Origin of the sequence: Janthinobacterium sp. 17J80-10, from assembly GCF_004114795.1 — a bacterium.
Lineage (GTDB): Bacteria > Pseudomonadota > Gammaproteobacteria > Burkholderiales > Burkholderiaceae_D > Paucimonas.
Genome location: NZ_CP035311.1, coordinates 3,945,249 through 3,957,822, shown reverse-complemented (window position 1 = coordinate 3,957,822; position 12,574 = coordinate 3,945,249). Strand labels below are relative to the sequence as shown.

General features: G+C 60.1%; 12 protein-coding genes. 5 read left to right on the top strand and 7 right to left on the bottom strand.

Going from position 1 to position 12,574, the window contains the following annotated elements:
* Positions 1-9: 9 nt before the first annotated feature.
* From lptB to EKL02_RS17700, 5 genes are read right to left on the bottom strand one after another with little or no spacing between them, the layout of a single operon-like run.
* Entirely contained in the window at positions 10-750 is a 741-nt protein-coding gene (gene lptB / locus EKL02_RS17720; protein WP_128903262.1) for an LPS export ABC transporter ATP-binding protein, read from the bottom strand.
* 16 nt (positions 751-766) lie between these two features.
* A complete protein-coding gene (gene lptA, locus EKL02_RS17715; protein ID WP_128903261.1) occupies positions 767-1,315 on the bottom strand; it encodes a lipopolysaccharide transport periplasmic protein LptA in 549 nt (182 codons plus the stop codon).
* Between the two features lie 38 nt (positions 1,316-1,353).
* Positions 1,354-1,953, bottom strand: coding sequence for an LPS export ABC transporter periplasmic protein LptC (gene lptC / locus EKL02_RS17710; RefSeq protein ID WP_128903260.1), 600 nt, complete (start codon positions 1,951-1,953; stop codon positions 1,354-1,356).
* Entirely contained in the window at positions 1,950-2,477 is a 528-nt protein-coding gene (locus EKL02_RS17705) for an HAD family hydrolase (protein ID WP_128903259.1), read from the bottom strand. Before EKL02_RS17705 ends, lptC begins: the two co-directional genes overlap by 4 nt.
* Positions 2,477-3,505 carry a KpsF/GutQ family sugar-phosphate isomerase gene (locus EKL02_RS17700; RefSeq protein WP_128903258.1) on the bottom strand — a complete coding sequence of 343 codons (1,029 nt, stop codon included), beginning with the start codon at positions 3,503-3,505 and terminating at the stop codon, positions 2,477-2,479. Before EKL02_RS17700 ends, EKL02_RS17705 begins: the two co-directional genes overlap by 1 nt.
* A gap of 109 nt (positions 3,506-3,614) precedes the next feature.
* Between EKL02_RS17700 and EKL02_RS17695 the strand changes: the two genes are divergently transcribed.
* Both EKL02_RS17695 and EKL02_RS17690 read left to right on the top strand, forming a co-directional pair.
* The gene (locus EKL02_RS17695; RefSeq protein WP_128903257.1) at positions 3,615-5,603 is read left to right on the top strand and encodes a monovalent cation:proton antiporter family protein; all 1,989 of its coding nucleotides are present in this window, start codon (positions 3,615-3,617) and stop codon (positions 5,601-5,603) included.
* A gap of 4 nt (positions 5,604-5,607) precedes the next feature.
* Positions 5,608-6,513 (top strand): AEC family transporter, encoded by a 906-nt coding sequence (locus EKL02_RS17690; protein WP_128903256.1) that lies wholly within the window; start codon positions 5,608-5,610, stop codon positions 6,511-6,513.
* Between the two features lie 32 nt (positions 6,514-6,545).
* On the opposite strand, the gene EKL02_RS17685 is transcribed toward EKL02_RS17690, so the two are convergent.
* Both EKL02_RS17685 and uvrA read right to left on the bottom strand, forming a co-directional pair.
* A complete protein-coding gene (locus EKL02_RS17685; RefSeq protein ID WP_128903255.1) occupies positions 6,546-6,854 on the bottom strand; it encodes an acylphosphatase in 309 nt (102 codons plus the stop codon).
* Positions 6,855-6,866: 12 nt separating this feature from the next.
* Positions 6,867-9,719, bottom strand: coding sequence for an excinuclease ABC subunit UvrA (gene uvrA, locus EKL02_RS17680; RefSeq protein ID WP_128903580.1), 2,853 nt, complete (start codon positions 9,717-9,719; stop codon positions 6,867-6,869).
* Between the two features lie 170 nt (positions 9,720-9,889).
* Here uvrA and EKL02_RS17675 point away from each other — a divergent pair, with 170 nt between their 5' ends.
* The 3 genes from EKL02_RS17675 (at position 9,890) to EKL02_RS17665 (ending at position 12,516) form a co-directional block, all read left to right on the top strand.
* Positions 9,890-11,080 carry an MFS transporter gene (locus tag EKL02_RS17675; protein ID WP_128903579.1) on the top strand — a complete coding sequence of 397 codons (1,191 nt, stop codon included), beginning with the start codon at positions 9,890-9,892 and terminating at the stop codon, positions 11,078-11,080.
* Positions 11,081-11,092: 12 nt separating this feature from the next.
* Positions 11,093-11,575, top strand: a complete 483-nt coding sequence (gene ssb, locus EKL02_RS17670) for a single-stranded DNA-binding protein (RefSeq protein WP_128903254.1) — start codon at positions 11,093-11,095, stop codon at positions 11,573-11,575.
* Between the two features lie 218 nt (positions 11,576-11,793).
* Positions 11,794-12,516 carry a transposase gene (locus EKL02_RS17665; RefSeq protein WP_128903253.1) on the top strand — a complete coding sequence of 241 codons (723 nt, stop codon included), beginning with the start codon at positions 11,794-11,796 and terminating at the stop codon, positions 12,514-12,516.
* Positions 12,517-12,574: the final 58 nt, after the last annotated feature.

The window sequence follows — 12,574 nt, the reverse complement described above, 5'->3', positions numbered from 1 at the left end:
GCCGCTTGCTTACATCCTGAAATGTTCGCCAAGATAGACCCGGCGCACCGACTCGTTGGCGATGATGTCATCCGGGCGGCCACTGGCCAGCACGACACCCTGGTTAATGATATAGGCGCGATCACAAATGCCCAGCGTTTCACGCACATTATGGTCGGTGATCAGCACGCCAATCCCGCGTTCCTTGAGAAAGCGCACGATGCGCTGGATTTCGATCACGGCAATCGGGTCGACACCGGCAAAGGGTTCGTCCAGCAACACGAAGCGCGGGCTGGTTGCGAGTGCCCGGGCGATTTCTACGCGACGGCGCTCGCCGCCGGAAAGCGACAGGGCCTGGCTGTCGCGCAGCTTTTCAATCTGCAGCTCTGCCAGCAACAGGTCGAGCTTTTCTTCGATAACCGCTTTCGACAATGGCTTGCCATCATCGCGCTGCAGTTCCAGCACGGCACGGATATTTTCCGCCACCGTCAACTTGCGAAAAACCGAGGCTTCCTGGGGTAGGTAGGACAGGCCGAGGTTGGCACGCCGGTGAATCGGCAAGCGGGAAATGCTCACCTCGTTGAGCTCGATATCGCCCGCATCCGACGGCACCAGGCCGACGATCATGTAAAAAGCGGTGGTCTTGCCGGCACCATTAGGGCCAAGCAAGCCGACCACTTCGCCGCTGCCCACTTCCAGAGAAACGTCGCGCAATACCTGGCGCGCGCCATAGCTTTTCTGTAATCCGCGGGCAAGAAGTTTGCTGCTCATGCTGATCATTCCTGGTTCATTTCTTGGCTTCGTTGCGCGGTTGAATGACCGCCTTGACACGTCCGGCGCCGGGTTTGCTGCTATCGGAGGAGGTGTTGTTGACAGCGAAAAATTCCGTGCGATTATCATAAGAAATGAATTCGCCCTCGACCTCGTCGGTGACCTTGGTGCCTTCGAGGCGGCGCATTTTGGCCTTGGAAAACAGTTTTGCGACATCGGCCTTGTTGTCGTATTCAATGCGTTCTGCTTCACCCTCAATCCACAGGTTCGCGCCACCGTCGCGCTTTTGCCGGAAGCTGGCCGGTTTGCCCTGGCCTGCGTGCAGGGTGGCAAACTGGTATCCCGCAGGATCCTGCGTTACCACCATCTTGTGCGCTTTCATGATGAGCGTGCCGCGGGTCAGGACGACGTCGCCGGTAAAGGTATTGACCTGGCGGACATCATCGTAAGCCATCTGGTTGGCTTCGACATTGGTGGGTTTGTCAGCATCGGCTTTTTCAGCATAGGCAATGCCGGTCGCCAGCATATTGAGCGCAAACAGCGATAAGAAGAAAAATCGTTTCATGGGAAAGAAATCCAGTGATGCATTGGAAATGACTTGCTTCATTGTGTCATTCGGGGTTGCAAGGTGCCACGAACCTTGCTTGCCAGGCTAAATTCTCCCGTCGCGTGGTTGGCAAACATGCCGGTACCGTACAAAACGGTGGTGCCGGAAACAAGTTCCACTGGGCGGTCGGTTTTCATGGTGTCGTCATCCGGCAGTACGAGCATATATTCCGAGATCAGGCGCAAATGCCGCGAGCTTGTTGATGCGGGGCGTTCCATTTTCACGTTGTTAAACAGGCGCACCTGGCTCATGTCACTGTTGGCCAGTGCCCGTTCGGCCACGATCGTGGTCGTCGGACGTTTTGCGCTCAGGGCTTTCATGACCGGACGGGCAATTTCATAGGAATCGTCCTGCGGGTTATGCGTCATGCGTTCGCCGGCAATGTGATAACGGGCTTCGCCGGTTTTCGCCAGCCTGACAAAATTAAAGCGCTCGACGTAATAGTCGGGTTCGGTGCGCTGCACCGCAGGCAGACTGTCTTCAATGCCGCGCCGCATGACGTCGAGCAGCCAGAAACTGCCGAGCGCCAGCAATGCGGCGAGCGCCAGCACCAGCCCAAGCTGGAAGCGGTTGGCCGCGGCGCGCCGGTCTTTCATGCCAGGTAGGGCGCGAGCGCCGCTTCGTAATTGCCTTGGGCATGCAAAATGAAATCGCACAGTTCGCGCGCAGCGCCGTCGCCACCGGCCGCCTTGGTAATGAAATGCACGCGGCTTTTCACTTCGGGATGAGCATTGGGCACGCTGGCGGCAAAACCGACGCGCAACAGGATCGGCAAGTCGATCACGTCATCGCCGACAAAGCCGCAAGCTTCTGGCGCAATGCCTGTCTTGTCGAGCAATTGCTCGAAGGCGGCGCGCTTGTCGTGCACGCCCTGGAATACATGGGTGATGCCGAGATCACTGGCCCGGCGTACCACCAGCGCTGACTGGCGCGCACTGATGATGGCAGTGGCCACGCCGGATTGCTGCAGCAGCTTGATGCCATGGCCGTCCAGGACGTTGAACGTCTTGATGACTTCGCCTTCCGGGCCATAGTGCAGGCTGCCGTCGGTGAGGATGCCGTCGACATCGAAAATCATCAGCCTGATTCGTGCTGCGCGCGCGCTTGCCTGGTGTTCCATCAGATTACCTTGGCTCGTGTCAGGTCGTGGATGTGGAGCGCGCCGACCAGCTTGCCATCGGTGTCGGTGACCAGCAACTGGTTGATCAGGAACTGCTCCATGATCTGGGCGGCATCCGCCGCCAGCTGGTCAGGGCCGATCGTGCGCGGATTGGCATGCATGACGTCGGCGATTTTCAGCTTGCTGAAATCCTGTGTGTGTTCGAGCATGCGGCGCAAGTCGCCGTCGGTGAAGACGCCGATCGGGCGGAAGGCATCATCGACGACGGCGGTCATGGCCATGCCTTTCTGGCTGATTTCCATCAGTGCGGCCGACAGCGACAGTCCTCCGGTCACGGCGGGAACCGCAGCACCGCTACGCATGACGTCGCGCACATGGGTCAAAAGTCGGCGGCCGAGCGCGCCGCCGGGATGCGAGCGGGCGAAATCCTCTTCGCGGAAGCCGCGCGCATCCAGCAGCGCCACGGCCAAGGCGTCGCCCAGGGCGAGGGTGGCGGTGGTGCTGGCGGTTGGCGCCAGGTTCAGCGGGCAGGCTTCCTTGTCCACTGCGACATTCAAGTGCACATTGGCCAGTTGCGCCAGGGTCGAGCCGGGCTTGCCGGTCATGGCGACCATTTTTGCGCCCATGCGCTTGATCAGGGGCACGATGTCGAGCAATTCGGCGGTTTCGCCGGAATTGGAAATGGCGACGAAGGCGTCTTGCGCGGTGACCATGCCAAGGTCGCCATGCGCGGCTTCGCCCGGATGGACAAACAGCGCGGGCGTGCCAGTTGATGCCAGCGTGGCGGCAATCTTGCGGGCGATGTGGCCGGATTTTCCCATGCCGGAGACAACGACGCGGCCCTTGCATTCAAGAAGCAACTTGAGCGCATCGGTAAAGTGCTGGCTTCCCTCGCCGGCAAAGCGCTGTTTCAAAGCAAGAATGGCATCGGCTTCGATTTGCAGCGTTTCGCGCGCCAGGTTCAAGGCATGGGCGGCACTATTTTCGTCAAAAATTTTCGTCAAGGTTTTTTCATCGGTTACACTCATGGGAGAAGTATAAACGAAATAGGCAAGCAAAAAACCTGCCAGAAATAAACAAACCGCCCCTCTTGAGTTAACACAATGGCAGCATCTTCGCTGCCGCTTCCTTGAAAACATGTCGTCGGCGCTTGAATTAACCTTGTTGTTGCTGGGCTCTGCAGTCCTGGCTGTCGTGGCTTTTCGCAGCCTCAATTTGCCGCCCATGCTGGGTTACCTGGTGGTGGGCATCCTCCTGGGGCCCCATGCCTTTGGCCTTGCCAAGGAGAGCCCGGCCACGCATACCCTGGGCGAGCTGGGTGTCGTATTCCTGATGTTTTCGATCGGGCTGGAATTTTCCCTGCCCAAGTTGTCTTCCATGCGGCGCACGGTATTTGGCCTGGGCCTGGCGCAGGTCGGCCTGACCACGGTCGTGGTGATGGGCTGTGGCTGGCTGTTGGCCTGGGCCTTGCCGCAACTTGCGGATATCAGCTGGCCAGCAGCGTTCGCCTTGGGCGCGGCGCTGGCGATGTCGTCTACGGCCATTGTTTCCAAGCTGCTGGCCGAACGGCTTGAACTGGAAAGCGCCCACGGGCGCAACATCATGGGGGTGCTGCTGTTCCAGGACCTGGCGTTCGTGCCGTTGCTGATCCTGGTGCCGGCACTGGCGCGGCCTGGCGAGGGTTTGCTGGTCACACTGGGCTGGGCGGCGCTGAAGGCGGTGATGGTCCTGGTACTGCTGCTGGTGATCGGCCAGAAGTTGACGCGCGCCTGGTTCCGCGTGGTGGTCAAGCGCCGCTCGCAGGAATTATTCATGCTGAATCTGCTGCTGGTGACGCTCGGGGTGGCGTGGATTACAGACAAAGCCGGCCTGTCGCTGGCGTTGGGCGCCTTCGTTGTCGGCATGCTGATTTCGGAAACAGAATTCAAGTACCAGGTGGAAGAGGACATCAAGCCGTTCCGGGATGTGCTGCTGGGACTGTTTTTTGTCACCATCGGCATGCTGCTCAATGTCCGCCTGGTGATTGAATACTGGTGGCTCGTGCTGTTGTTCCTGAGCATTATCGTGTTGCTGAAGTTCGGCTTGATCATGGGAATTGCCCGCCTGGTGGGCGCGCCTACGGGCGTCGCGCTGCGCACGGGGCTGGGCCTGGCGCAGGCTGGCGAATTCGGCTTCGTGCTGCTCAATCAGGCAGGCGCCCTGAAACTGATGGATTCCGAACTGATCCAGATCGTACTGGCGTCGATGGTGCTGTCCATGCTGGCAGCACCATTCATACTGGCCAAGGCCGATGCGATCGTCCTGCGGCTGTCGTCCAATGAATGGATGATGCAGTCGCTGGCGCTGACGCAGATTGCCACCCGAACCATGGGCGCGCAGCAACATGTGGTGATTGCCGGATTTGGCCGCACCGGGCAGAGCCTGGCGCGCTTGCTGGAGGCCGAGGGTATTGCCTACCATGCGCTCGATCTGGACCCGGACCGGGTGCGGGACGCCCAGGCCGGTGGCGCCAGTGTTTCATATGGAGATGCCGCGCGCCGCGAGAGCCTGGTGGCGGCGGGCATCAATCGCGCCTCCGCACTGGTGATTACGTACGCCAGCACGGCGTCGGCCCTGAAGATCCTGCATTTCGCCAAAGAGCTGGCGCCCCTGTGCCCGGTCATCGTGCGCAGCTACGACGATACCGACCTCGACCGCCTGCGTGCTGCCGGCGCGACCGAAGTGGTGCCTGAAGCAATCGAAAGCAGCCTGATGCTGGCCTCGCACGCGCTGCTGCAGATCGGCGTGCCGCTGCGTAAGGTGGTGCGGCGCGTGCAGAGCATGCGTGAAGAACGCTACGCTTCCTTGCGTGGCTTTTTCCATGGCGCCACCGATGCCGCAGACGGTGCCGATAGCGCGCAATTGCGCCTGTATTCGGTGCCGCTGGGCGAGTCGGCATTTGCTGTCAACCGTCCGCTCGCCGCCTTGCGGCTCGAAGAGCTGGGCGCCGAGGTCAGCGTGGTGATTCGCGGGCAGACGCGCCTTGAAGTCGAGCCAAGCTTGCTTTTGCTGAACGGCGATACGGTGGTGCTGCGCGGGCCGACGGCAAGCCTGGCCCTGGCCGAGGAACGCCTGCTGAAATCATGACCGCATGATCGAACGTATCCTAGGCATCATCCTGCCGGTGTTTTGCATCATCGCGGTCGGCTATGGCTATGCCCGCCTGCGCGGCCCGGCCGTCAAGGCAGACATGACTTCGGTCAATCGCGTCAGCACCGAAGTGCTCGGCCCCTTGCTGGTGTTTACCGCCATGGCGGCCAAGGATTTCGACCTGCTGCAGAACGTCTCGCTGATCGTTGCCGGCGTGCTGATTTCGCTTGGTTCCGGTTTATTGGCCTGGCCGCTGGCAAGGGCCCTGGGCTACGATGCCCGCACCTTCCTGCCGCCGATGATTTACAACAATTGCGGCAATATGGGCTTGCCGCTGGCAGCGCTGGCGTTTGGCCAGGCAGGCCTGTCGGCGGCGGTGACCCTGTTCATTGCCGCCAACCTGGTCTATTTTTCCGTCGGCATCAAGATTCTTGCCGCCGGCAAGGCGCACGCGCGCGTTCCCGCGTGGCGGCTGTTACTCAACCCCATGATGGTGGCCATGATTTTCGGCCTGGCCGTCACCGCGGCCCACGTCAGCCTGCCGGCCTATCTCTTCCAGGGCTTGAAAATGCTGGGCGATGCCGCCATTCCCGTCATGCTGTTTGCCCTGGGCGTGCGCATGCGTGATGTCACGCTCAAAAGCTGGCAGATCGGCATGGTGGGTGCGGCGGTATGTCCGCTCGCCGGCCTGGCAGTTGCCTGGGTGCTGGAGCAAGTGTTGCCGCTCTCGGCGGATCAGCGCGCGCAAATGTATCTGTTTGCCGCCCTGCCGCCAGCGGTGTTTTGCTTCATGATGGCGGAGCAGTACCAGCAGGAGCCGGACAAGGTCGCCTCCATCGTTTTGCTGGGTAATCTTGCCGCGCTGCTGTTCGTGCCACTGGGATTGTGGCTGGGCCTGCGCACCTGACGCCGTCGCCACGTCATTGCGGAAAAGTATGCTCAGGCAGTCCTGAGGCGTTCGAACTTGCCGGGTTCCAGCGCCGTGTCGCCGGCATCGATAATGGCGACATCTTCGACCTGTGCGGCCGCAGGCCCGTGGTGCGACCAAATGATAATTGCCTCGATCGCTTTGGGCTCGCCTGCCACGAGCGCTTCGACCGAACCATCCAGCCGGTTGCGCACCCAGCCCGCCAGGCCCAGCGTCCGCGCTTGCTGTTCGAACGCGATGCGGTAGCCGACGCCCTGGACCTTGCCGCTGATGCGCAAGTGCCTGGCCAGGGGTGCGCCCGATGACGGTGCGTCAGGCATGGGCGAACCGCTTCATTTTTTCTGCAACAGCGGCGCCAGGTACTGGCCAGTGACGCTGTCCGGGTTCGACGCCACATCTTCGGGCGTGCCGGTGGCGATGATGCGTCCGCCGCCGGCGCCGCCTTCCGGGCCCAGGTCGACCAGCCAGTCCGCCGTCTTGATGACGTCGAGGTTGTGCTCGATGATGACCACGGTATTGCCCTGGTCGCGCAGGCGGTGGATCACCTTCAGCAGCAGCTCGATGTCGTGGAAGTGCAGGCCGGTGGTCGGCTCATCAAGGATGTAGAGGGTGCGGCCGGTGTCGCGCTTGGACAGTTCCAGCGAGAGTTTCACACGCTGCGCCTCGCCGCCGGAGAGCGTCGTGGCGCTCTGGCCCAGCTTGATGTAGCCGAGGCCGACATCCAGCAAAGTCTGCAGCTTGCGCGCAATGACCGGCACCGGGCGGAAGAATTCATGGGCATCCTCGACCGTCATGTCCAGCACTTCGGTGATGTTCTTGCCCTTGTATTGCACTTCCAGGGTTTCGCGGTTGTAGCGCTTGCCATGGCAAACGTCGCAGGGCACGTAGACGTCCGGCAGGAAGTGCATTTCGACCTTGATGACGCCATCGCCCTGGCAGGCTTCGCAGCGCCCTCCCTTGACGTTGAAGGAGAATCGCCCCGCAGCGTAGCCGCGTTCCTTGGCGGTTGGCACCGTGGCGAAGAGGTCGCGGATCGGCGTAAACAGCCCGGTGTAGGTGGCGGGATTGGAGCGCGGCGTGCGGCCGATCGGCGCCTGGTCGACGGCGATGACCTTGTCGAAGAATTCGAAGCCGGAAATCGTCTCGAACGGCGCAGGCTCGGCTTGCGACCCATACAGGTGGCGCGACGCGGCATTGTAGAGCGTGTCGTTGACCAGGGTCGATTTGCCCGAGCCAGAGACGCCGGTGACGCAGGTGAGCAAGCCCACCGGCAGGCTCATCGTGACATTTTTCAGGTTGTTGCCGGTGGCGCCCGTGATGACGAATTGCTTGTGCGGGTCGGCCGGGGTGCGTTTCTTGGGCACGGCAATGCCGCGCTTGCCATTGAGGTATTGCGCGGTCAGCGATTTCTTGCTCTTGAGGATATCGGCCAGACTGCCCTGGGCGATCACGTCGCCGCCATGGACGCCCGCGCCGATACCCATGTCGACGATGAAATCGGCGGCGCGGATCGCATCCTCGTCATGTTCCACCACCAGTACGGTATTGCCAATGTCGCGCAGGTGCTTCAAGGTCTCGATCAGGCGATCATTGTCGCGCTGGTGCAGGCCGATGGACGGCTCGTCGAGCACGTACATGACGCCGGTCAATCCGCTGCCGATTTGTGAAGCCAGGCGGATGCGCTGCGCTTCGCCGCCCGACAGCGTGTCGGCGCTGCGCTCCAGCGACAGGTAATCCAGGCCGACATTGTTGAGGAATTTCAGGCGCGCAACGATTTCCTTGATGATGCGGTCGGCGATTTCGCGCTTGGCACCGGTCAGCTTCAGAGTTTCGAAGAAAGCCAGTGTGTCGCGCAGGGGCGTGGCGGCGATTTCGAAAATGGCGCGCTGCTGGCGGCCAGCGCCGATCTTGACGTGGCGGGCTTCGACGCGCAGGCGCGCACCATGGCAGGACGGACAAGCTTTTTCATTGATGAACTTGGCCAGTTCTTCCCTGACTGCCATCGAATCGGTTTCGCGGTAGCGGCGCTGCAGGTTGTTGACCACGCCTTCAAAGGTATGCGCGCGCACCACGGTGCGTCCGCGTTCGTTGATGTAGGCGAATGGAATGGTCTGGCGGCCCGAGCCGTACAGGATGACCTGCTGCGCCTGCTCCGGCAACTTCTCGAAAGGCACGTCAAGGTCGAAGCCATAATGCTCGGCCAGGCTGGTCAGCATCTGGAAATAGAACTGGTTGCGCCGGTCCCAGCCCTTGATGGCGCCCGAGGCCAGCGACAGGTTGGGGAAGGCGACGATGCGCTTCGGATCGAAGAATTCGATGTGGCCCAGGCCGTCGCATTCCGGGCAGGAACCCATCGGGTTATTGAAGGAAAACAGGCGCGGTTCGAGTTCCTGCAGCGAATAGCCGCAGGTCGGGCAGGCGAACTTGTTGGAGTAGATATGCTCGACGCCGCTGTCCATTTCCAGCGCCATGGCGCGCCCTTCGGCCAGGCGCAGGGCGGTTTCGAAACTTTCCGCCAGGCGCTGCTTGATGTCGGCCTTGACCTTGACGCGGTCGATCACCACGTCGATGGTGTGCTTTTCGGTTTTCTTCAGCTTGGGCAGGTCTTCAACCTCGACGATCTTCGCCGCATGCGTGCCGCTTTGCACGCGAAAGCGCACGAAGCCCTGCGCCTGCATGGCGGCGAACAGGTCGACGTGCTCGCCCTTGCGGTTGGCGACCACGGGCGCGAGGATCATCAGCTTGGTATCTTCCGGCAAGGCCAACACGGCATCGACCATTTGCGACACCGATTGCGCCGCCAGCGGATTTTCCGGATGGTCGGGGCAGTAGGGCGTGCCGACCCGCGCGTACAAGAGACGCAGGTAGTCGTGGATTTCGGTGACGGTGCCGACGGTGGAGCGCGGATTGTGCGAGGTGGCCTTTTGCTCGATCGAGATCGCCGGCGACAAACCTTCGATCAGGTCGACATCGGGCTTTTCCATCAATTGCAGGAATTGCCGCGCGTAGGCCGACAGCGATTCGACGTAACGCCGCTGGCCCTCGGCGTACAGAGTGTCGAAGGCCAGCGAAGATTTGCCGGACCCGGACAGGCCTGTAATGACGATCAACTGGTTGCGAGGAATATCGAGATTGATATTCTTCAGGTTGTGCGTGCGTGCACCGCGGATGCGAATTTCTTCCATGAATTCAATCATTTTTCCACGGCGTATCAGAAAGACATGCTTTCCAGAACACGGCGGATAAGTAAGTTGGGTCAACCTGCTACTATAACGGGTTTTGAAGTGGGCGGTAAAACGCCGGTCGAGTCCCTTAACTTATGTCTTCCCAAGATTCCGTCGTCGCCAGCGAGCGCATGTCCCGCACAGAGATCCGCGCCAGCGCCTCGCTTGCCTCGATTTTCGCCTTGCGCATGCTCGGCCTGTTCCTGATCCTGCCGGTCTTTGCCGAGCATGGCAAAACCATGTCCGGCGGCGACAACCTCGCCATGGTCGGTCTGGCCATGGGCATTTACGGCCTGGCGCAAGCGTTTTGCCAAATCCCCTTTGGCATCGCCTCCGACCGCTATGGCCGCAAGCCGGTCATTGTCATCGGCTTGCTCATGTTCGCCTTCGGCGCGGTGGTGGCGGCGCTTGCCAACGATATCTTGTGGGTGGTGATCGGCCGTGCATTGCAGGGCGCCGGCGCAATTTCCGCCGCGATTACAGCCCTGATCGCCGATGCCACCCGCGAGCAGCACCGCACCAAGGCCATGGCGATGGTGGGCGGCTCGATTGGCCTTACCTTTGCCGCATCCATGGTCGGCGCACCGCTCTTGTACCAGGCCATCGGCATGAGCGGCATTTTCTGGTTGACCGGCTTGCTGGCAATTGCCGCCATTGGCGTGGTGTTGTATGTCGTGCCGGCATTTCCAGTCATTAAGACGCGGCGCGTCGCCTTGCCCGAAGTATTGAAAAATACCGAGCTGATGCGCTTGAATGTGGGCGTGTTCGTGCTGCACCTGACCCAGGTGGCAATTTTCGTGGTGGTGCCGGCGGCGTTGGTCCAGTCGCTGGATCTGCCCCTGGCAAACCACTGGAAAGTCTACCTGCCGGTCGTGCTGGCTTCGTTCATCCTGATGCTGCCGCCCATCTTTATTGGGGAAAAGTTGGGCAAAATCAAGCAAGTGTTTGTGGCAGCCATCATCATGTTGCTGTTTGTGCAACTTGGCTTGTGGTGGTGGCTGGCGCAAGCGGGACACCCTGCCTGGGCGCTGGTGGGTTTACTGCTGGCGTTTTTTATTGCCTTCAATATTCTGGAAGCCAGTCAGCCTTCGCTGGTATCCCGAATTGCCCCGCCTGCAGCCAAGGGCACGGCGCTGGGTGTTTATAACACCTTGCAATCTCTGGGGCTGTTCTGCGGCGGCGCCCTGGGCGGCTGGCTTGTGCAGCATGCAGGCCGCGCGGCAGTATTCCAGGTAGGTGCCGGACTGACCATGGTCTGGCTTATAATGGCAATCAACATGAAAAATTTGCCACGCCGCGGCCAAGCGGCGGCGGCACCCTAACAGGAGAAATGCATGGCATCGGTCAACAAAGCTATCATCGTCGGCAACCTCGGACGTGATCCGGAAACCCGTTACATGCCTAATGGCGATGCGGTCACCAACATTGCCGTCGCCACGACCGAGAACTGGAAAGACAAGAATACCGGCGAGAAAAAGGAACTGACGGAATGGCACCGCATTACCTTTTATCGCAAGCTAGCGGAAATCGCCGGCCAGTATTTGAAGAAGGGTTCCCAAGTCTATATTGAAGGCCGCCTGCAGACGCGCAAGTGGACCGACAAGGATGGCGCCGAGCGCTACACGACGGAAATCATTGCCGACTCCATGCAGATGCTTGGCGGTCGTCAGGGCATGGGCGGTGGTAACGCCGCGCCGGATGAAGAGTACAGTCAGGCACCGGCACGGCAAAGTAGCGGTGGGGCGGGTGCTGCTTCCCGTCCGGCTTCCAAGCCGGCACCGAACTTTTCGGACATGGATGACGATATTCCATTCTGAGTGGTCATTGCGCCGCTTAGCACATCGAGAACCTGTAATCGAAAGATTGCAGGTTTTTTTTCGACCAGGCGGTTCTATCAGTCAAGGCTGGCAAGCATCCGTGTCGGATACCGTTCGTTGCCGTCACTTGCCGGTTGAAATCATTGGTTAATTGGGGTCGGAGTCATTTGGCTTGGGAATATTATAATAGGGCGATTTTAACGTTCACAACATTCCGTATGGCTCGCCTTCCCCGGTTGGTGGTGCCGCATCAGGCGCACCATATAATTCAAAGAGGCAACAATCGTCAGGCAATTTTTCATGACGATGACGATTATCGTGCCTTCTTAAAATGGCTCCGTGAGGCTGCCCGGCAATTCAAGGTGGCCGTGCATGCGTATGTGCTGATGCCCAATCATCTCCATTTGCTGGCGTCGCCCGCCGATGCAACGGGATTGGGCAGGATGATGCAATGGGTGGGGCGCTACTATGTGCCGTACTTCAATCATAAATACCAGCGCACCGGCACGCTTTGGCAAGGGCGCTATCGCGCGACCGTCATCGATTCTGAACGCTATTTCCTGACCTGTTCGCGCTACATCGAACTCAATCCGGTGCGAGCGGACCTCGTCTCCGACCCGGCGACATATCCCTGGTCCAGTTGTGCGCACCATACAGGTGTCAATTCCGATCCTTACATTACGGACCATCCGCTGTTCTGGCGCTTGGGGAATACGCCATTTGAACGCGAGGCAGCTTACAAGGGATTGATGGAGCAGGCACTCACTTCCGAGGAAATGCAATCTTTGCAAGATGCAACTTATAAAGGTTGGGCGCTGGGATCGGAACAGTTCATGAAAGCGCTGGAGCGACAGGTGCAACGACGGGTTCAGCCTGGCAAACGGGGGCGGCCGAGAAAAACTGCAGGGTTATCGGAAACTGATTCCAAGCAGGGCTCATGATGGATGGCGATACAAGGTTCGTGCATTTACTCTGTCCCCATTAAAATTTTGCCCCGAA

Bases quoted from the DNA above. Each gene is read 5' to 3' on its own strand.
- lptB (WP_128903262.1), bottom strand. From the start codon at position 750: ATGAGCAGCAAACTTCTTGCCCGCGGATTACAGAAAAGCTATGGCGCG.
- lptA (WP_128903261.1), bottom strand. From the start codon at position 1,315: ATGAAACGATTTTTCTTCTTATCGCTGTTTGCGCTCAATATGCTGGCG.
- lptC (WP_128903260.1), bottom strand. From the start codon at position 1,953: ATGAAAGACCGGCGCGCCGCGGCCAACCGCTTCCAGCTTGGGCTGGTG.
- EKL02_RS17705 (WP_128903259.1), bottom strand. From the start codon at position 2,477: ATGGAACACCAGGCAAGCGCGCGCGCAGCACGAATCAGGCTGATGATT.
- EKL02_RS17700 (WP_128903258.1), bottom strand. From the start codon at position 3,505: ATGAGTGTAACCGATGAAAAAACCTTGACGAAAATTTTTGACGAAAAT.
- EKL02_RS17695 (WP_128903257.1), top strand. From the start codon at position 3,615: ATGTCGTCGGCGCTTGAATTAACCTTGTTGTTGCTGGGCTCTGCAGTC.
- EKL02_RS17690 (WP_128903256.1), top strand. From the start codon at position 5,608: ATGATCGAACGTATCCTAGGCATCATCCTGCCGGTGTTTTGCATCATC.
- EKL02_RS17685 (WP_128903255.1), bottom strand. From the start codon at position 6,854: ATGCCTGACGCACCGTCATCGGGCGCACCCCTGGCCAGGCACTTGCGC.
- uvrA (WP_128903580.1), bottom strand. From the start codon at position 9,719: ATGGAAGAAATTCGCATCCGCGGTGCACGCACGCACAACCTGAAGAAT.
- EKL02_RS17675 (WP_128903579.1), top strand. From the start codon at position 9,890: ATGTCCCGCACAGAGATCCGCGCCAGCGCCTCGCTTGCCTCGATTTTC.
- ssb (WP_128903254.1), top strand. From the start codon at position 11,093: ATGGCATCGGTCAACAAAGCTATCATCGTCGGCAACCTCGGACGTGAT.
- EKL02_RS17665 (WP_128903253.1), top strand. From the start codon at position 11,794: ATGGCTCGCCTTCCCCGGTTGGTGGTGCCGCATCAGGCGCACCATATA.